An 18,780-nucleotide genomic window follows, 5' to 3' on the forward strand; every position below is an offset into this window, starting at 1 on the left:
GCGGGCGTGCCCGCGAATGGGCCGCTACAGGCAACCGGGATCAAAAGCCATGCTGACGCAACAGCCGCGTATAACTGCCGTCGGCCTTCATCGCCACAATCGCCCGCTCGAACCGCTCTACAATCCGCGCATGCTCCGGGTGCTTCAGGCTGACCAGTATATGCAAGGTGTTCTCCCCCAGCGGCGGCTCCACCAGCATCACCCCATCGCGCACGTCCTGCGGCTCACGCTGCAAGTTGTAACGCGCCACATACTCGTCCTCTACCGCCAGGTTCACCCGCCCGGCCGCCAGCATGCGCACCGCCGACGAGAAGTTGCGCACCGGCACCTTGTTCAACCGGGTATCGCCGTCGAACTCAGGTGAGTAGGCGTAATCACGCACCACGGCAATGCTGTAAGGGTACAAGTCCGACTGACGCTGGTAGCGGAACACCTCCCCCGTGCGCTGCAGCAAGCGAATGCGGTTCGTCAGATAGGCGCTGGAGAACTGCCCGACAAGGGCGCGGGCATCGTTCTGCCAGGCATTGATCAGCACGTCGTAACGCCCTTCACTCACCCCCAGCAGCGCCCGCGCCCAAGGTGCCTCTTCGACACTGGCGGCGTAGCCTGCGCGGGCCAGCGCAGTGGTGACAATACTGGTCGCCAGGCCACCGCCCGCCATGCTGGCATCGGTGAACGGCGGCCAGTTATCGGCCACCAGGCGTAGCCTGGCGTGACCCGGGGCGGGTGTTGCCAGCATCATTGCCAGTAAACCCAGAACACAAAGCAGTGGCCGCATGCTCACGTCCTTTCGCAATGGAGGGACACACTGGCGATGAGATTACACAAAGCTGTTTCCGGGAGCAGCGGCCAATAGTGTCAATTTGCCTCTATTTTGGCCGTTCAGGGATACCCGAGCACTTCCCGTATCTGCCGCAGGTGCTGGATGATCCACTGCTTGTCGATCGCGCCCCAGTCATGAATGCGGTAATGCCCGGCGTGGTTGCGTGCGCCCTCCTGCTGTTCAAACTCGCAGACGATGTCCAGGTCGGCCAGGGCCGCGATGGTGTCCTGGGCGGTGCGCCGCGGCATGCCAGTAGCCTCCATCAGGGCAGGTACGCTGGTCGCGGTCTGGCTGTCGATCAGCCAGGCCACGTAAAGCCGGCGGTAGAAGCTGCTCTTGGTCTTGCTCACTTCCATGCTGCGTGGTCCTTAACAGTTGCCCGGCAGCTCCCGATAGGTCAGGTAGACGCGCAGGTCGAATTCCAGTTGGTGGTAGTCCGGCTCCATGTGCTGGCAGAGCTGGTAGAACGCCTTGTTGTGATCGCGCTCGCGCAGGTGCGCCAGCTCGTGCACCACGATCATGCGCAAGAACTGCGGCGCGGCTTCCTTGAACAGCGAGGCAATGCGGATTTCCTTCTTCGCCTTGAGCTTGCCGCCCTGCACCCGCGACACCGCCGTGTTCAGGCCCAGCGCCCGATGGGTCAGGTCGAGGCGATTGTCGAACAGCACCTTGTCCAGGTTCGGCGCACTGCGCAGGTACTGCTGGCGCAAATCCTGGGCATAACCGTACAACGCCTTGTCGCTTTGCACATCGTGGCGCTCGGCGTAACGGCGCTGCAGGTACTCACCCAAGCGGTCGCTGTCGATCATCTGGCGCACTTGCTGCTGCAGGTGCGGGGGGTATGCTTGCAAGTAACGTAGTACGGTCATGGCGCTGCATTCGGCGTAACGAATGCCGATTCTAGCCAATCATGACCCTGGCCAGGAGAAAATCGCCGGGAAGCCGCTGGCGTCCGCCGCCGTCATTGGGTAAGCCACCAAAAAGCCCTGCACGTATTCGCAACCATTGGCCTTCAGCCACGCGGCCTGGGTCGGGGTTTCCACGCCTTCGGCAATCACCGTGATGCGGTAGTCGGCACACAGGCCGATCACGCTGCGCACCAGCGCAGCATCCACCGCCGAATCGGGCAGGCGTGCCACCAGGTGGCGATCGAGCTTGAGGGTGTCGATTGGCAGGTCGCGCAGCATGCGCAACGAACAGTCGCCCGCACCAAAGTCATCCAGGGCCACCCGCACCCCCAGCTCGCGCAAGCGGTGGATCTGTTTCACGGCCGCGTCGATGTTGTACATCAGCGAGGTTTCCGCGACCTCCACCTCCAGCTGCGCCGGAACAAGCTGGTAAAGCTCGATGACCCGCTGCAGTTCCTCGACCAGGCCAGGCATGACGAACTGCGCACGGCTCAGGCTGATGCCAAGCACAAGGTCTGCGGGGAAGCGTTCGTACCAGGCCTGGCGCTGGGCCGCGCCCTGACGATAGATCCAGCTGGCCAGGCGGTTGATCAGGCGCGCTTCTTCCAGCAACGGAATGAACAGCCCCGGCGGTACGTCGCCAACGCTGGGGTGCTGCCAACGCAGCAAGGCCTCGAACCCCCGCAGACGGCCGTCAATGAACGACACCTGCGGCTGGTACACCAGGGTGAAGTCCTGCTGTTCGATGGCGGCACGCACGCCATCTTCCAGCATCAGCCGTGAGCGTGCCCGCCCGTTGAGCTCCTGGTCATAGAACCGGTACTGCTGGCGACCGGCCTGCTTGGCGGCGTACATCGCTGCGTCGGCTGCGCGCAGCAGGCCTTCGACATTGGCCCCGCAGTCCGGGTAGGTGGCGATGCCGATGCTGACGCCAAGGGTTACATCAAGCCCTTCGATCTGATGGCTGATGGAAATACGTTCAAGCAATTTTTCGGCGTAACGCCCCGCCTGCTCGGGGTAAGGCAGGCTGTCGAACAGTGCGGTGAACTCATCACCGCCCATCCGCGCCAGCAAGGCCTCGCTGCCCAGGCAGTCTTTCAGTTGCTCGCCAACCCAGCGCAGCACGCGGTCTCCGGTTTCGTGGCCCAACGAGTCGTTGATGCGCTTGAAGCCGTCCAGGTCCATGTACATCAGCGCCTGCGCCTTGTCCGAACGCTCGTTGCGCAGCAGCGCACCCTCTGCCGCCTGGTAGAAACCACGCCGGTTGAGCAACCCGGTGAGCGGGTCGGTAACGGCCTGGTACTCCAGTTGCTGGTGCAGGTTGCGCACCACTGACATGTCCAGCACCGTCACCACCATGGCTTGCTGGTCGGCCGGCAGCGGTGCACAGGACAACGCCGCGGGCACCAGTTCGCCACTCAGGGTACGCAGTTGGGCATCATGCACACGGAATATCCGCCGCCCCAGATAGGCCTGGTAGAAGTCCGACTCATTCCACAGGCAGGCGCTGGCCAGTTGTATCAGGTCAAGCAGGTGGGCCCCCTGCAACTGCTGCACGGGGGCCGACAGCAAGCGTGAAATGGCCGGGTTGGCAAAGCTGATGATGCCCTGGGCATCCACCACCAGGATGCCCTCGGCGGCGTTCTCCAGAATCGATGCGTTGAACGCCCTGGCGGCCTCCAGCTCGCGGCTCAGACGTTGCAGCATGCGGCGGTTGCGCTGCTGTTCGAGCAGCGCCTGGACCTTGGGCTTGAGAATTTGCGGGTCGAACGGTTTGAACATGTAGTCCACGGCGCCGCTGGCGTAGCCTTTGAGCACGGCCGCTTCGGACTGTTCGTTGGCGGTGAGGAATATGATCGGGGTCAGCCGGGTACGCTGGCTGCCGCGCATCAGCCGGGCAACTTCAAAGCCGTCCATTTCCGGCATCTGTACATCCAGCAAGACCAGGTCGACGTCGTGTTCGAGCAACGCACTCAGGGCTTCCATCCCCGAGCTTGCCGTCAACACTTGCCAATCCTGCCGGGCCAGCAAGGCCCGCATGCTGATCAGGTTTTCCGGGTAGTCATCTACTACCAGAAGTACCGAGCTGCCATCCAGTGGCTGTGGTTGAGCTTGAGCGCCATCCATGCTGCTTCTCTGTTATGTGACCGACTTCAAGATACGGTTGGATCCATTAATACTCTAGACCTGAGAATGCAACGCGCAATGCAATCAGAACGCTATCAGTGATTCACCTGTACGGTAGCCGACTAACGGTCAGTCTGCCGGAATAATGTGCATGCGAATGCTCCAGCATGGATGTCACATTCTGACGCGCATAAAAAAACCCGCATCGCTGCGGGTTTTTTCATTGCTGCCTGAAGATCAGTTGACCTTGGCGGCCAGCTCACCTTTCAGGTAGCGCTGGTACATGCCTTCGAGGGAGATCGGCTTGATCTTCGAGGCATTACCGGCAGTGCCGAAGGCTTCGTAACGGGCGATGCACACGTCACGCATGGCCTTGACGGTTTCGCCAAAGAACTTGCGTGGGTCGAACTCGCTTGGGTTGGTGGCCATCAGGCGACGCATGGCACCGGTGGATGCCAGACGCAGGTCGGTGTCGATGTTGACCTTGCGCACGCCGTACTTGATGCCTTCAACGATCTCTTCGACCGGCACACCGTAGGTTTCCTTGATGTCGCCGCCGTACTGGTTGATGATCGCCAGCCACTCTTGCGGTACCGAGGAAGAACCGTGCATCACCAGGTGGGTGTTGGGGATGCGCTTGTGGATTTCCTTGATGCGGTCGATGGCCAGCACGTCACCGGTAGGTGGTTTGGTGAACTTGTAGGCACCGTGGCTGGTACCGATGGCGATCGCCAGGGCGTCAACCTGGGTCTTCTTGACGAAGTCGGCGGCCTCTTCCGGGTCGGTCAGCATCTGGCTGTGGTCCAGCACGCCTTCGGCGCCGATACCGTCTTCTTCACCGGCCATGCCGGTTTCCAGCGAACCCAGGCAGCCCAGCTCGCCTTCCACCGAAACGCCGCAGGCATGTGCCATGGCAACGGTTTGCTGGGTAACGCGGACGTTGTACTCGTAGTCGGTCGGGGTCTTGCCGTCTTCACCCAGCGAGCCGTCCATCATCACCGAGCTGAAGCCCAGCTGGATCGAGCGCTGGCAGACGTCAGGGCTGGTGCCGTGGTCCTGGTGCATGCACACCGGGATGTGCGGGAACTCTTCGATGGCCGCCAGGATCAGGTGACGCAGGAACGGGGCGCCAGCGTATTTGCGGGCACCGGCCGAAGCCTGGACGATCACCGGGGAGTCGGTCTTGTCGGCCGCTTCCATGATGGCGCGCATCTGCTCGAGGTTGTTGACGTTGAAAGCTGGTACGCCGTAACCGAACTCGGCGGCGTGGTCCAGCATCTGGCGCATGCTAATGAGTGCCATTGTGTATCTCTCTCCCGACAAGCGTCGTTTGTTTCGTGCAAGCCTGCCGCAGGGGCGGTTGCTGTTCAAGTAGTGTGGGCCATTCACGCGGCCCGGCCAGTCACGGTGCCTTGCAGCCCCGCCCAATCAGATCGTTGGTTGCCACCCAGTACACCAGGCCTTCTTCGCCCTTGGTGTGGAAGGCCAGCATGCCATCGCTGTACAGCGCACCCGAAGCACCCGGCTCGGACTTGAGCCGGTAGACCTGGTCGCCGCCGCCAAGGCGCACGTCAACCTGGTCGCGTTGTGCATCGGCGAAGCGCCACAGCACTTCGGCCTGGGTGTCACAGACCCAACGGGTCCAGTTGTCTGCCGGGGCGGGTTGCGCCGGCTGCAGCAGTGAGCATCCTGCCAGTGTCGCCAGGGCCGTCACGGCCAAAAGCGCTTTCATTCAGTTTCCTCGATTTGGGGCTGCTTTGCAGCCCTTCGCGGGCATGCCCGCTCCCACAGAGACCACACATCCTTGAAGCTGGCGCTGTACCTGTGGGAGCGGGCGAGCCCGCGAAGGGCCGCACAGCGGCCCCCTTTGAAGACCACAAATCAGCCGTCAGGTTGCCTGTCACCCGATCAAGGGCAACCCGGCGCCTTGCGCTGGTGGTCTTCGTCGTACTTTTCCAGGCCTTCCGGGCCCACGCGCTTGCTGATGACCGGCACGGTTTCGGCCTGCCATTCGGACTGGTAGCAACCGCCCTTGGGCGGATGCGCCGGGTCGGCATCCGAGGCCGGGCTGCCAGAGCAGGCGCTCAGCAGGCCAGCCAGCATCATCACAGGCAATTGCTTGACCATCAGGCCACTCCCTTTGCCAAGCGCCGACGTCATCAGGCCTTGGCCCGCTCTTCCAGGATTGCCACCGCTGGCAGGACCTTGCCCTCGACGAACTCGAGGAAGGCGCCACCACCGGTAGAAATGTAGGAGATTTGCTCGCTGACGCCATATTTGTCGATGGCTGCCAGGGTGTCACCGCCACCGGCGATGGAGAACGCGGCGCTGTCAGCGATGGCCTTGGCCAGTACCTGGGTGCCGTTACCGAACTGGTCGAACTCGAACACGCCGACCGGGCCGTTCCACAGGATGGTCTTCGACGACTTCAGCAGCTCGGCGAAGTTGGCAGCGGTTTGCGGGCCGATGTCCAGGATCATGTCGTCAGCAGCTACGTCGGCAATGGCCTTGACGGTGGCTTCGGCGGTTTCGGCGAACTCCTTGGCCACCACCACGTCGACTGGCAGAGGCACGCTGACCTTGGCGGCAATGGCCTTGGCGGTGTCGACCAGGTCAGGCTCGTACAGCGACTTGCCTACCGGGTGGCCAGCAGCGGCCAGGAAGGTGTTGGCAATGCCGCCGCCAACGATCAGCTGGTCGCAAACGCTGCTCAGGCTGTTCAGCACATCCAGCTTGGTGGACACCTTGGAGCCGGCAACAATGGCGGCCATCGGCTTGGCCGGGGCCTTCAGGGCCTTGCCCAGGGCATCCAGCTCGGCAGCCAGCAGCGGGCCGGCAGCAGCGACCTTGGCGAACTTGGCCACACCGTGGGTCGAACCTTCGGCACGGTGAGCAGTACCGAACGCGTCCATGACGAACACGTCGCACAGGGCAGCGTATTTCTGCGCCAGTTCGTCGGCGTTCTTTTTCTCGCCCTTGTTGAAGCGCACGTTCTCGAACAACACCACGTCACCGGCCTTGACCTCGACACCGTCCAGGTAGTCGGCAACCAGTGGCACGTCGCGGCCCAGGGCCTTGCTCAGGTATTCGGCAACCGGCTTGAGGCTGTTGTCGGCAGAGAACTCGCCTTCGGTCGGGCGGCCCAGGTGCGAGCAGACCATTACCGCCGCGCCCTTCTCCAGGGCCAGCTTGATGGTCGGCAGCGCTGCCAGGATACGCGCGTCGCTGGCTACCACACCGTCCTTCACAGGCACGTTGAGGTCTTCGCGGATCAGTACGCGCTTACCTTGCAGGTCGAGGTCGGTCATCTTCAACACGGTCATGAATGCAGTCCTTCAGGGCTGTTTGTTGCGGGTTGGATGAACGACGTGCAGAAAGTGTTCGGCAACGTCGAGCATACGGTTGGCAAAACCCCATTCGTTGTCGAACCAGGCCAGCAGGTTCACCAGGCGGGGGCCGGAAACACGGGTCTGGCTGGCATCGACGATGGCCGAATGCGGGTCATGGTTGAAATCACAGCTGGCGTGGGGCAACTCGGTGTAGGCCAGCAAGCCTTTAAGCGGGCCGTCCAGCGCTGCCTCGCGCAATACCCGGTTGACCTCGGCCGCGGTGGTGTCGCGGGCGGTCTGCAGGGTGATGTCCAGGCACGAGACGTTGACGGTGGGCACACGTACCGCTTTGGCCTGGATTCGCCCGGCAAGTTCCGGGAGCAGGCGCTCGATGCCACGCGCCAGACCAGTGGACACCGGGATCACCGACTGGAACGCCGAGCGCGTGCGGCGCAGGTCTTCGTGGTGATAGGCGTCGATCACCGGCTGGTCGTTCATCGCCGAGTGAATGGTGGTGATCTGCACATATTCAATGCCGAACGCCTGGTCCAGCACACGCAGCAGCGGCACGCCGCAGTTGGTGGTACACGAGGCGTTGGACACCAGGCGCTCGCTGCCGGTCAGGCAGGCCTGGTTGACCCCGTAGACCACCGTGGCATCGACATCGGCCTCGCTGGCCATCGGCTGGGAGAACAGCACGCGCGGTGCGCCGGCATCGAGGAAACGCTGCCCATCGGCACGGGTGTTGTAGGCGCCGGAGCACTCCAGCACCAGGTCGATGTCCAACGCTGCCCAGTCGATGCCTTCAGGGGTAGCACTGCGCATTACCCTCACGCAGTCGCCATTGATATGCAGGCAATCGCCGTCGACCTTCACCTCGCCGGGGAAACGCCCGTGGGTGGAGTCGAAGCGGGTCAGGTATTCCAGGCTGGCCTGGTCGGCCAGGTCGTTCAGCGCGACGATCTCGAAACCGGCCTTCGCCCCCCGCTCGAACAGCGCGCGCAGGACACAGCGGCCGATACGGCCATAACCGTTGAGTGCAACTTTGTAGGGACGCAGGTGGGGCATTCGTTGGCTCGCTAACGCATGATGGCATTTGGGGCCGCGTTGCGGCCCATCGCGACACAAGGCCGCTCCTACAAGGGCTGCATGCGCAGTACCCTGTAGGAGCGGCCTTGTGTCGCGATGGAGGGCAGAGCCCTCCCCTTGCACGACCTGGAGGGCGTCACTGCCCTCCATTTGTTACATCAGTCTTCCAGCAGCTCTTCGGCAGTACCCAGGATGTTCTCCAGGGTGAAGCCGAATTCTTCGAACAGTGCCGAAGCCGGCGCCGACTCACCGTAGGTGGTCATGCCAATGATACGGCCTTCCAGGCCGACGTACTTGTACCAGAAGTCGGCGTGGGCAGCTTCGATGGCGATGCGCGCACCCACTTCCAGCGGCAGTACCGACTGCTTGTAGGCAGCGTCCTGGGCGTCGAACACGCTGGTGCTCGGCATCGACACGACACGCACCTTGCGGCCTTGCTCGGTCAGTTTGTCGAAGGCCTGAACAGCCAGGCCCACTTCGGAACCGGTGGCAATCAGGATCAGCTCAGGCTCGCCAGCGCAGTCCTTGAGCACGTAGCCGCCACGGGCGATATCGGCGATCTGCTGGGCGTCGCGGTCCTGGTGTTGCAGGTTCTGGCGCGAGAAGATCAGCGCCGACGGGCCGTCCTTACGCTCCAGGGCGTGCTTCCAGGACACGGCGGATTCCACCGCGTCGGCCGGGCGCCAGGTGTCCAGGTTCGGCGTGCTGCGCAGGCTGGCCAGCTGCTCGATCGGCTGGTGAGTCGGGCCGTCTTCGCCCAGGCCGATGGAGTCGTGGGTGTAGACGTGGATCACGCGTTGCTTCATCAGTGCCGACATGCGCACGGCGTTGCGGGCGTATTCCATGAACATCAGGAAGGTCGCGCCGTAAGGCACCAGGCCACCGTGCAGGGCAACGCCGTTCATGATGGCGGTCATGCCGAACTCGCGCACGCCGTAGTACATGTAGTTGCCATTGGCATCTTCATGGCTGACGCCCTTGCAACCTTTCCACAGGGTCAGGTTGGAACCGGCCAGGTCGGCCGAGCCACCCAGCAGCTCCGGCACCAGCGGGCCGAACGCGTTCAGGGTGTTCTGGCTGGCCTTGCGGCTGGCGATGGTCTCGCCCTTGGCAGCGACTTCAGCAATATAGGCAGCGGCTTTTTCCGCGAAGTCTGCTGGCAATTCACCGCTCAGGCGGCGCTTGAGCTCGCTGGCCAGTTCCGGGAAGGCTGCGGCATAGGCGTCGAAACGCGTGTTCCATTCAGCTTCGGCCTTGGCACCGGCCTGCTTGGCATCCCACTCGGCATAGATATCGGCAGGGACTTCGAACGGGCCGTGGTTCCAGTTCAGTTCCTTGCGGGCCAGGGCGATTTCATCGTTGCCCAGTGGCGCGCCGTGGCAGTCTTCCTTGCCCTGCTTGTTTGGCGAACCGAAACCGATGATGGTCTTGCAGCAGATCAGGGTCGGACGGTCGCTCTTGCGGGCGGTATCGATGGCGGTACGAATCTCGTCGGCGTCGTGGCCATTGACGTTGCGGATCACCAGCCAGTTGTAGGACTCGAAACGCTTCGGCGTATCGTCGGTGAACCAGCCTTCCACTTCACCGTCGATGGAGATGCCGTTGTCGTCATAGAAGGCAACCAGCTTGTTCAGGCCCAGGGTACCGGCCAGCGAGGCGACTTCGTGGGAGATACCTTCCATCATGCAGCCGTCGCCCAGGAACACGTAGGTGTTGTGGTCGACGACGTTGTGGCCTTCACGGTTGAACTGGGCGCCCAGCACTTTTTCAGCCAGGGCAAAGCCCACGGCGTTGGCCAGGCCCTGGCCCAACGGACCGGTGGTGGTCTCTACGCCCGGGGTGTAGCCAAACTCCGGGTGGCCCGGAGTACGGCTGTGCAGCTGGCGGAACGACTTGAGGTCATCGATGGTGACGTCGTAGCCGGTCAGGTGCAGCAGCGAGTAGATCAGCATCGAGCCATGGCCGTTGGACAGCACGAAGCGGTCACGGTCGGCGAAGCTCGGGTTGCTCGGGTTGTGCTTCAGATAGTCGCGCCAAAGCACTTCGGCGATATCCGCCATGCCCATGGGGGCACCTGGGTGGCCGCTGTTGGCCTTTTGCACGGCATCCATGCTGAGGGCACGAATGGCGTTGGCACGTTCACGACGGCTGGGCATCGCTGATCTCCTGGGGGGCTTGAATAGGTGGTGACACGAAAAAAGGCGACCATTTTCGCCCACTGGGGGGGCTTGGGGCAATGACGTATGGTCGCAGTTGGGGGATTTTCCTCTGATTGGCACTGATTTCGGGTAAAAATCCGGGGAACCGTGCTGGCTTCTTCGCGGGCTCGCCCGCTCCCACAGGTTCATCACAGGTCTTGAGAGCAGTGATGAACCTGTGGGAGCGGGCGAGCCCGCGAAGAGGCCCTCGAGGTTATCCTCCTGTTCCACCTATCAGCCAATATCAAAACTTTTTGATATTGGCCTTGCTAGGGCATCGATGCCTGTCTAGACTGCCGCCCCATGAATCTCCGTGCGCAATCGATCCCCGAGCAACGCGAAGCATTGGCCGCCCTGTGCAAGGCCAGTGGCGACGCGCTGCGCCTGAACGTATTGCGCGCCCTGGCCAACGACTCGTTCGGCGTGCTGGAACTGGCGCAGATCTTCGACATCGGCCAGTCGGGCATGAGCCACCACCTGAAGGTGCTGGCCCAGGCCGAACTGGTAGCCACCCGCCGCGAAGGCAATGCCATCTTCTACCGCCGCGCCCTGCCCGACAGCCTGCGCCTGGGTGGCCGGCTGCATGCGGCGCTGCTTGAAGAAGTCGACGAATTGGCCCTGCCGTCCGACGTGCAAGCACGCATAGCCCAGGTACAGCAGCGCCGCGCCGCCACCAGCCAGGACTTCTTCCTGCGCGTGGAGGAGAAGTTCCGCGCCCAGCAAGACCTGATCGCCGGCCTGCCGCAGTACCGCGAAAGCCTGCTGGCGCTGCTCGACAAGCTGCATTTCGACCCGGCCGCCAGCGCCCTGGAGGTAGGCCCCGGTGACGGCGGTTTCCTGCCCGACCTGGCCCGGCGCTTTGCCCAGGTAACCGCCCTGGACAACAGCCCGACCATGCTCGAGCTGGCGCGCCAGGTGTGCCAACGCGAAGGGCTCGACAACGTCAACCTGCAGTTGGGCGATGCACTGGGTGCAACGGATGTGGCCGCCGACTGCGTTGTGCTGAACATGGTGCTGCACCATTTCAGCGACCCGGCCCTGGCCTTGCGCCAGCTGGCCAAGCGGGTGAAAGCAGGCGGCAGCCTGCTGGTCACCGAATTGTGCAGCCATGACCAGGGGTGGGCGCGGGACGCCTGCGGCGACCTTTGGCTTGGCTTTGAACAGGACGACCTGGCCCGCTGGGCCAACGCTGCCGGGCTGGCCCATGCGGACAGCCTGTACGTAGGCTTGCGTAACGGTTTCCAGATCCAGGTCCGCCATTTCCAGCGGACGGCTGGCGACATACACCATCGGTAAATTTCAGGAACCTTCGAGATGAGCGAATACTCCCTTTTCACCTCCGAGTCCGTGTCCGAAGGGCATCCGGACAAGATCGCCGACCAGATTTCGGACGCCGTCCTTGATGCCATCATCGCCCAGGACAAATACGCCCGCGTAGCCTGCGAAACCCTGGTCAAGACCGGTGTCGCCATCATCGCCGGCGAAGTCACCACTTCGGCCTGGGTCGACCTGGAAGACCTGGTGCGCAAGGTCATCATCGACATCGGCTACAACAGCTCCGACGTCGGCTTCGACGGCGCCACCTGCGCCGTGATGAACATCATCGGCAAGCAGTCGGTGGACATCGCCCAGGGCGTGGACCGCTCCAAGCCAGAAGACCAGGGCGCCGGTGACCAGGGCCTGATGTTCGGCTATGCCAGCAACGAAACCGAAGTGCTGATGCCGGCGCCGATCTGCTTCTCGCACCGCCTGGTCGAGCGCCAGGCCGAAGCGCGCAAGTCCGGCCTGCTGCCATGGCTGCGCCCGGATGCCAAGTCGCAGGTCACCTGCCGCTACGAAAACGGCAAGGTGGTCGGTATCGACGCCGTTGTGCTGTCGACCCAGCACAACCCTGAGGTTTCGCAGAAAGACCTGCAAGAAGCCGTGATGGAGCTGATCGTCAAGCACACCCTGCCTGCCGAACTGCTGCACAAAGGCACCCAGTACCACATCAACCCGACCGGCAACTTCATCATCGGTGGCCCGGTGGGTGACTGCGGCCTGACCGGCCGCAAGATCATCGTCGACTCCTACGGCGGCATGGCCCGCCACGGCGGCGGCGCGTTCTCCGGCAAGGACCCATCCAAGGTCGACCGTTCCGCCGCCTACGCCGGCCGCTACGTGGCCAAGAACATCGTTGCCGCCGGCCTGGCCGAACGCTGCGAGATCCAGGTGTCCTACGCCATCGGCGTGGCCCAGCCGACCTCCATCTCGATCAACACCTTCGGCACCGGCAAGGTTTCCGACGACAAGATCATCCAGCTGGTGCGCGAGTGCTTCGACCTGCGCCCGTATGCCATCACCACCATGCTCGACCTGCTGCACCCGATGTATCAGGAAACTGCCGCCTACGGTCACTTCGGCCGTGAGCCACAGCAGAAGACTGTCGGCGACGACACCTTCACCACCTTCACCTGGGAGCGCACCGACCGCGCCCAGTCGCTGCGTGACGCTGCCGGCCTGTAACTTTCCTACAGCACCAGCCGAAAGCCCCTGCCGAGTGATCGGCAGGGGCTTTTTTGTGACATATCGGCTGACAATCGCGCGGCGGCAAGCACCTGCGAACCTGCCTAGGCTGGGTGTTCCCACCCGCCACGCAAGGATGCTGGCCATGCGTTACCCCCTGTTGATCATGCTGCTGTTGCTGCGGGCTCCATTGGCCTGGGCCGAACAGTGCCCCGACTGGACGCCAGGGCAGGTCGATGCCGAAGTCGCACAACTGCAAGCCACCCTTGCCCGCTGGGATGACCATTACCATCGCCAGGGTATCGCGCTGGTGGCCGACGAATTGTACGACCAGAGCCGCCAGCGCCTGGGCCACCTTCAGCAATGCTTTGGCCTTGCCGCCAGCCCGCCGCCCCTGGCCATTGCTCGCGGCCCGATCAAACATCCGGTATTGCATACCGGCGTCGACAAGCTGCCCGACCGCCAGGCCGTGGCACGCTGGCTGGCCGGCAAAAGCGGGGTGTGGGTGCAGCCCAAGGTCGATGGTGTTGCGGTTTCGCTTATCTATCGGCAAGGCCAGTTGGTGCAGTTGATCAGCCGTGGCGACGGCGCGCAAGGCCACGACTGGAGCCGGCACATTCCCCAGCTTGGCAATATCACCCGGCAGTTACCGCAGGCAATCGACCTTCAATTGCAGGGTGAGCTGTACCTGCGCCTGGACCAGCACGTTCAAGCCCGGGCAGGTAGCGTCAACGCCCGCGGCAGTGTGGCCGGGCTGCTGGCACGCAAGCAACTGACCGGCGAACAAGGCGCGGGTATCGGCCTGTTCGTCTGGGGCTGGCCGCACGGCCCAGGCCAGCAGGCGGAGCGCCTGGAGCAACTGGCGCAACTGGGCTTCCCGGAAGCCCTGCGCTTCAGCGTTGCCATCGACACCCTGGACGACGCAGCCCATTGGCGAGATCACTGGTACCGCTCTGCCCTGCCGTTCGCCACTGACGGCGTGATCCTGCGCCAGGGCAACCGACCACCCGCCGAGCGCTGGCAGGCCAAGGCGCCCTACTGGATCGCGGCCTGGAAGTACCCCTACATGCAGGCCTTGGCCGAAGTGCGCGAAGTACGCTTTAGGGTTGGCCGCACCGGCAGGGTTACGCCAGTGCTGCATCTACTGCCGGTAACCCTGGACGACCGGCGGGTTAGCCAGGTAAGCCTGGGCTCGCTGGCGCGCTGGCACAGCCTCGACATCCGCCCTGGTGACCAGGTGGCCATCAGCCTGGCCGGGCTGACCATCCCGCGCCTGGAGCAGGTGGTGCACCGTGCGACCGAACGCAAGGCAGTCAGCGCGCCTGCACCCGACCGCTATCACGCCCACAGTTGCTGGCAGGCCAGCGAGGGGTGCGAGGAGCAATTCATTGCCCGCCTGACCTGGCTCAGTAGCAAACAAGGGCTGGCCCTGCCACGTACCGGGCCGGGCACCTGGCGGCGACTGGTGGATGCCGGGCTGGTGACTTCGATGACCGACTGGCTGCACCTGGATGCCGGGCGACTGGGGCGGGTATACGGCATCAGTGAGGCAACCTCTGCGCAGTTGCTGAGCAGCTTCAACGCCGCCCGCTCACGGCCTTTTGCCCAATGGATGCGCGGGCTGGGTGCCCCCATACCGTCGCGCATGCCGCTGGCAGGTGACTGGCAAGCGCTGGAAAAGCGCAGCAGTCGTGAATGGCAGGCCATGGCCGGTATTGGCGAAAAGCGCGGGCAGCAGTTAACGGCGTTTTTTGCGGCCAGCGAGGTTCAAGCCCTTGCGGCAGAGCTGTCCAAAGCAGGTATCAACGGGTTCCAGAACGGTAGCGAACCCAGCGAGCAATGATTTTTTACCAATTTACCCGTAGGCAACCCCTGAGATTGCACCAGAAAAACCCGACAAGGGTTTCTAAATGGGCAAAACCAAGGCAGGATTTCCACCAACTTTTGCTGCCCCGCCCCGTCCAGGAGGCTTTTCATGAAACGTATTTCGACCCTTTTGCTGCTTGCAACACTTGGCCTGGCTACGGGCGCTGCCCAGGCTGCCGAGCCCGATGCAGGCCTGACGGGCTGCGCGGCCAAGCGCAGTGCCATCGAGAACCAGCTGAAGATTGCCCGTGACCATGGCAACAACGACCAGGTGGCCGGGCTGGAAGAAGCCCTGCGCGGGGTGGACAACTGCACCGACGCCAGCCTGCGCAAGGAGCGTGAGCAGAAGGTGCTCGACGCACGCCATGAAGTGGCTCAGCGGGAAAAGGACTTGAAAAAAGCCGAGAAGAAAGGCGACGCCGAGAAGATCAACAAGCGCAAGGACAAGCTGGCCGAGTCGCGTAAGGAATTGCAGGAAGCAGTCGACGACCTGGACCGCTGATAGACGAACATAGCTTGATCAACCGCCGCGCAACCCTGTGGGAGCGGGCTTGCCCGCGAAGAAGCCGAAGCGATGTATGGCACCGGCTTCGCCGGTGTTCGCGGGCAAGCCCGCTCCCACAGGTTCGCTGCCAATCAAGTGGTTACGTGTTGGCCTGTGAGAGCGATGACGTGTTCAGTGATTACGAAACTCGGTATGACAGGCCTTGCACGCCGCTTCGACCTTATCCATCGGCGCCTTCAACTGCGCGACATCCAGCGGCTGGCTACGGGTTACGCCAACCAGTTCGCCGGTAACGCCCTCCAGTTGCCGGGCCAGGTCATGAAAGCGCGCCTGGCGCTCCCATACTTCGGCGCGGGCGGCGCTGTCGCCGCCATCGCGTACCTGTGGAAAGTGCTGCCAGGGCTGATGTGCAAGGCCGTCCAGTTTCAGCGCACCGTCGGCAAACTTGACCCCGTCGAACGGCAACCGGCCACGCAGCATGCCACCCAGGTCTTCGCTGGTCTTGAGCATGTCCTTGAAGATCACCTTGCGCTTGCCCAGCGGCGAGTTCGGGTCAACCCGGTCACAACCACCCAGCGCCAGTGCTGCCAGCAGAACAACGGTCAATCGCTTCAACATCACGCTCACTTCGGCCTAAGCAAATGGGCGGCCAGTATCGCTGCCCAAGGGCCAAAGACCAATAGCCACATAAAATACAGGGGCGAATCTTCATGTTCGCCCATGACAGGAACACACTCATGAAATCTGCCCTGCGCCACCTGGCCTGGACACTGCCGGTGCTGGCCTTGCTGGCCGGCTGCAACGGCGGCGAGAACGCCAAGCCCGAACCCCACGCCATCGCCACCTACGCCCCGGCCACCTGGAAAGACCTGCCGGCAGTCAGCGATGAAGACCTGCTGGCCGGTTTCTACGCCTGGCGTAGTGGCTGCGAGAAGCTCAAGCGGGACGCGGTCTGGGCCGCTACCTGCGAAGCGGCCGGCAGCGCCACGGCGAGTGCCGCCCAGGTGCGTACCTTCCTGGAGCAGAACCTGGCGGTGTACGGCCTGCGCTCTGCCGGGAACAATGCCAACGGCCTGATTACCGGTTATTACGAGCCGGTCTACCCCGGCAGCCTGAAGCAGTCGGCGACCAACCATGTGGCGGTTTACGGCCCCCCTGAAGACATGATCGTGGTCGATCTGGCCAGCGTGTACCCCGAGTTGAAGGGCAAACGCCTGCGCGGTCGCCTCGATGGCCGAGTGCTCAAGCCTTACGACACTGCCGAAGTGATCAATCGTGACGGCGTCAAGGCTCCGGTGCTGGCCTGGCTGACCGACCCGATGGACCTGCAGTTCCTGCAGATCCAGGGTTCTGGCCGCGTCCAGCTGGAGGACGGCCGGCAACTGCGCCTGGGCTATGCCGACCAGAACGGCCACCCTTACCGGCCAATCGGGCGCTGGCTGGTGGAACAGGGCCAGCTGAAAAAAGAAGAAGTGAGCATGGGTGCCATTCATGCCTGGGCCGAGGCCAACCCGCAGCGCGTACCGGAACTGCTGGCCAGCAACCCCAGCTACGTCTTTTTCAGCGCCCGCCCGGACAGCAACGAAGGCCCACGCGGGTCGCTGAACGTGCCGCTTACCGCTGGCTACAGTGTGGCGATAGACCGCAAGGTGATTCCGCTGGGCAGCCTGTTGTGGCTGTCCACGACGCGCCCGGACGGCTCGCCCGTGGTACGCCCGGTGGGGGCGCAGGACACTGGTGGGGCGATTGCCGGTGAAGTGCGTGCCGACCTGTTCTGGGGTACCGGCCCGGAGGCCGGCGAACTGGCCGGGAACATGAAGCAGCAGGGGCAGATCTGGATGCTGTGGCCCAAGGGCCAGCCACTGCCCGAGGTGCCTAAAGTGCCTTGATCGGCGCTGGATTCTTCGCGGGCTCGCCCGCTCCCACAGGTACACCACAGCCCTTGAATGCTGCGTTGTACCTGTGGGAGCGGGCAAGCCCGCGAAGCAGGCGACTCGGTTTCAGACCGAAACCACAAAGAACGCCACGATCAGCGCCAACCCGGCAAACCAAACCAGTGAGCGCAGTGCAGCCCAATCGGCCAGGTAGCAAATGATGTAAAGCAGCCGGCTGGTGATGTACATCACCCCCAGCACATCCTGCGTCACCTGCTCGGCATTGCCGACGATATCCGCCACCAGCACCGCTGCGGCGAATGCGGGAAACGCCTCGTAGCCGTTCTGCTGCGCAGCATGCGCACGCCTTGGCAAGCCCGATAAGGTATCAAGAAAAGCCCGCGGGTCATGATTGTCCTTCAGGCCGAAGCGGCCGCTGCTCACCTTGGCGATCAAGGCACACAGCGGGTTCAACAGCAGCGCGATCAAAATGCACCACAGGGCAACGGTCATGCGCAGGACTCCTTGTTCAAAAATGGGTTAGAGCTTCATCACCAGCATGCCTGCCAGGACCAGCCCGCAAGCTAGGAGTCTCGGCCCGCCAAAAGGTTCTTTGAGGTAGCGCATGCCGAACAGCACCACAAGGATCACACTCAGTTCGCGCAACGCTGCCGCCTCTGCCACTGAGCCCAGATGCATGGCCCACAACACCAGGGCGTAACTGAACAATACGCAGAACCCTACCGCCAGCCCCAGGCGCCATTGTGTTCGCCAGAACAGCACGAACGGTGCTCGCCGCGCCACACTGGCCAGTAGCGGGAATTGCCAGGCACTGAGCAAGGTCAGCCACACCAGGTAGTCCCAGGGCTTGCCCCACAAGCGCACGGCCTGGCCATCAAACCAGGTGTAGCAGCCAATGCACAGGCCGATCAGGGCGACCACCGGCAGCATTGACCAGGGCAGCCGGTCGCCACCACCGCCCTGCCACAGCAGGCAGGCCATGCCACAGGGGATCAGCAGGATGCCGATGATCTGCTGCTGGCTCAGCGACTCCCCGGCAAAGGCCAGGGTCAACCCCAGCACCACCAATGGCGACAGCCCGCGCATCAGAGGATAGACCAGCCCCAGGTCGCCCACGCGATAGGCCTGTATCAGCAGGTAGCGGTACAGCTGCTCGGCGAGCGCCGAGGCCAGCAGCCAAGGCCAGATAGTGGCAGGCGGGACTTCGACAAAGGGAACGGCCACCACCGCGAACGCCAGAGCCACCGTGTCCATGCTGGCGATCACCAGCAGCCGCTCTGCGCTGAATTTGATCAGGGTATTCCAGGTCGCATGCAGCAGGGCGGCGACCAGCACCAGGGATGTTGCCAACACGCCTTCTTATCCTTTTGGCTTTTTATGGCTGTGAATATACAGCGCGCAGGGGGGCTTTGTGGGAGCGGGCACGCCCGCGAAGAAAGCGACTCGGTGTATGGCACCGGCTTTGCCGGTGTTCGCGGGCGCGCCCGCTCCCACAGGGTACCCAGTGCAGCCAGTTTTCGGGAACGATTTTGGCT

18 protein-coding genes are annotated in these 18,780 nt (G+C 63.2%); 5 read left to right on the forward strand and 13 right to left on the reverse strand.

All coding sequences use genetic code 11. From position 1 onward, the window contains the following. Positions 1–40: 40 nt before the first annotated feature. The 10 genes from ACFY9W_RS04175 to tkt form a co-directional block, all read right to left on the reverse strand. On the reverse strand, positions 41–778 hold the full coding sequence (locus ACFY9W_RS04175; protein ID WP_391126185.1) for a transporter substrate-binding domain-containing protein: 738 nt from the start codon (positions 776–778) through the stop codon (positions 41–43). Positions 779–882: 104 nt separating this feature from the next. Then, on the reverse strand, positions 883–1,179 hold the full coding sequence (locus tag ACFY9W_RS04180; RefSeq protein WP_016395304.1) for a helix-turn-helix domain-containing protein: 297 nt from the start codon (positions 1,177–1,179) through the stop codon (positions 883–885). A gap of 12 nt (positions 1,180–1,191) precedes the next feature. Next, positions 1,192–1,692: a YgjP-like metallopeptidase domain-containing protein gene (locus ACFY9W_RS04185; protein ID WP_391126188.1), complete on the reverse strand. Its 501-nt coding sequence runs from the start codon at positions 1,690–1,692 to the stop codon at positions 1,192–1,194. Positions 1,693–1,731: 39 nt separating this feature from the next. Further along, a complete protein-coding gene (locus ACFY9W_RS04190) occupies positions 1,732–3,858 on the reverse strand; it encodes an EAL domain-containing protein (protein WP_391126191.1) in 2,127 nt (708 codons plus the stop codon). A gap of 237 nt (positions 3,859–4,095) precedes the next feature. Next, positions 4,096–5,160 (reverse strand): class II fructose-bisphosphate aldolase, encoded by a 1,065-nt coding sequence (gene fba / locus ACFY9W_RS04195; protein ID WP_012274520.1) that lies wholly within the window; start codon positions 5,158–5,160, stop codon positions 4,096–4,098. A gap of 100 nt (positions 5,161–5,260) precedes the next feature. Beyond that, positions 5,261–5,590, reverse strand: coding sequence for an MliC family protein (locus tag ACFY9W_RS04200; RefSeq protein WP_012274521.1), 330 nt, complete (start codon positions 5,588–5,590; stop codon positions 5,261–5,263). 176 nt (positions 5,591–5,766) lie between these two features. Beyond that, on the reverse strand, positions 5,767–6,018 hold the full coding sequence (locus ACFY9W_RS04205; protein ID WP_391126195.1) for a hypothetical protein: 252 nt from the start codon (positions 6,016–6,018) through the stop codon (positions 5,767–5,769). Beyond that, positions 6,018–7,181 (reverse strand): phosphoglycerate kinase, encoded by a 1,164-nt coding sequence (locus ACFY9W_RS04210; RefSeq protein ID WP_391126198.1) that lies wholly within the window; start codon positions 7,179–7,181, stop codon positions 6,018–6,020. Before ACFY9W_RS04210 ends, ACFY9W_RS04205 begins: the two co-directional genes overlap by 1 nt. Positions 7,182–7,193: 12 nt before the next feature. Beyond that, on the reverse strand, positions 7,194–8,255 hold the full coding sequence (gene epd, locus ACFY9W_RS04215; protein ID WP_391126201.1) for an erythrose-4-phosphate dehydrogenase: 1,062 nt from the start codon (positions 8,253–8,255) through the stop codon (positions 7,194–7,196). 179 nt (positions 8,256–8,434) lie between these two features. Next, positions 8,435–10,432: a transketolase gene (tkt, locus tag ACFY9W_RS04220; RefSeq protein ID WP_391126204.1), complete on the reverse strand. Its 1,998-nt coding sequence runs from the start codon at positions 10,430–10,432 to the stop codon at positions 8,435–8,437. 345 nt (positions 10,433–10,777) lie between these two features. Between tkt and ACFY9W_RS04225 the strand changes: the two genes are divergently transcribed. From ACFY9W_RS04225 to ACFY9W_RS04240, 4 genes are all read left to right on the forward strand, one after another. After that, entirely contained in the window at positions 10,778–11,770 is a 993-nt protein-coding gene (locus tag ACFY9W_RS04225; RefSeq protein WP_391126207.1) for a metalloregulator ArsR/SmtB family transcription factor, read from the forward strand. 18 nt (positions 11,771–11,788) lie between these two features. Beyond that, positions 11,789–12,979, forward strand: coding sequence for a methionine adenosyltransferase (gene metK, locus ACFY9W_RS04230; protein ID WP_016489516.1), 1,191 nt, complete (start codon positions 11,789–11,791; stop codon positions 12,977–12,979). Positions 12,980–13,124: 145 nt separating this feature from the next. Further along, positions 13,125–14,822 carry an NAD-dependent DNA ligase LigB gene (gene ligB / locus ACFY9W_RS04235; RefSeq protein WP_391126211.1) on the forward strand — a complete coding sequence of 566 codons (1,698 nt, stop codon included), beginning with the start codon at positions 13,125–13,127 and terminating at the stop codon, positions 14,820–14,822. A 132-nt stretch (positions 14,823–14,954) separates the two neighbouring features. Next, positions 14,955–15,347 carry a DUF1090 family protein gene (locus ACFY9W_RS04240; protein WP_391126214.1) on the forward strand — a complete coding sequence of 131 codons (393 nt, stop codon included), beginning with the start codon at positions 14,955–14,957 and terminating at the stop codon, positions 15,345–15,347. A gap of 174 nt (positions 15,348–15,521) precedes the next feature. Here ACFY9W_RS04240 and ACFY9W_RS04245 read toward each other — a convergent pair whose 3' ends face one another. After that, a complete protein-coding gene (locus tag ACFY9W_RS04245; RefSeq protein ID WP_391126217.1) occupies positions 15,522–15,968 on the reverse strand; it encodes a cytochrome c in 447 nt (148 codons plus the stop codon). A gap of 119 nt (positions 15,969–16,087) precedes the next feature. Here ACFY9W_RS04245 and ACFY9W_RS04250 point away from each other — a divergent pair, with 119 nt between their 5' ends. After that, positions 16,088–17,239 (forward strand): MltA domain-containing protein, encoded by a 1,152-nt coding sequence (locus tag ACFY9W_RS04250; protein ID WP_391126220.1) that lies wholly within the window; start codon positions 16,088–16,090, stop codon positions 17,237–17,239. 111 nt (positions 17,240–17,350) lie between these two features. Here the strand turns inward: ACFY9W_RS04250 and ACFY9W_RS04255 are convergent, their stop codons facing one another. Both ACFY9W_RS04255 and ACFY9W_RS04260 read right to left on the reverse strand, forming a co-directional pair. Further along, positions 17,351–17,737, reverse strand: coding sequence for an MAPEG family protein (locus tag ACFY9W_RS04255; RefSeq protein ID WP_391126222.1), 387 nt, complete (start codon positions 17,735–17,737; stop codon positions 17,351–17,353). Between the two features lie 27 nt (positions 17,738–17,764). Beyond that, positions 17,765–18,598, reverse strand: a complete 834-nt coding sequence (locus ACFY9W_RS04260; protein WP_391126225.1) for an EamA family transporter — start codon at positions 18,596–18,598, stop codon at positions 17,765–17,767. Positions 18,599–18,780: the final 182 nt, after the last annotated feature.

Source organism: Pseudomonas sp. NPDC008258, assembly GCF_042956345.1.
GTDB lineage: Bacteria > Pseudomonadota > Gammaproteobacteria > Pseudomonadales > Pseudomonadaceae > Aquipseudomonas.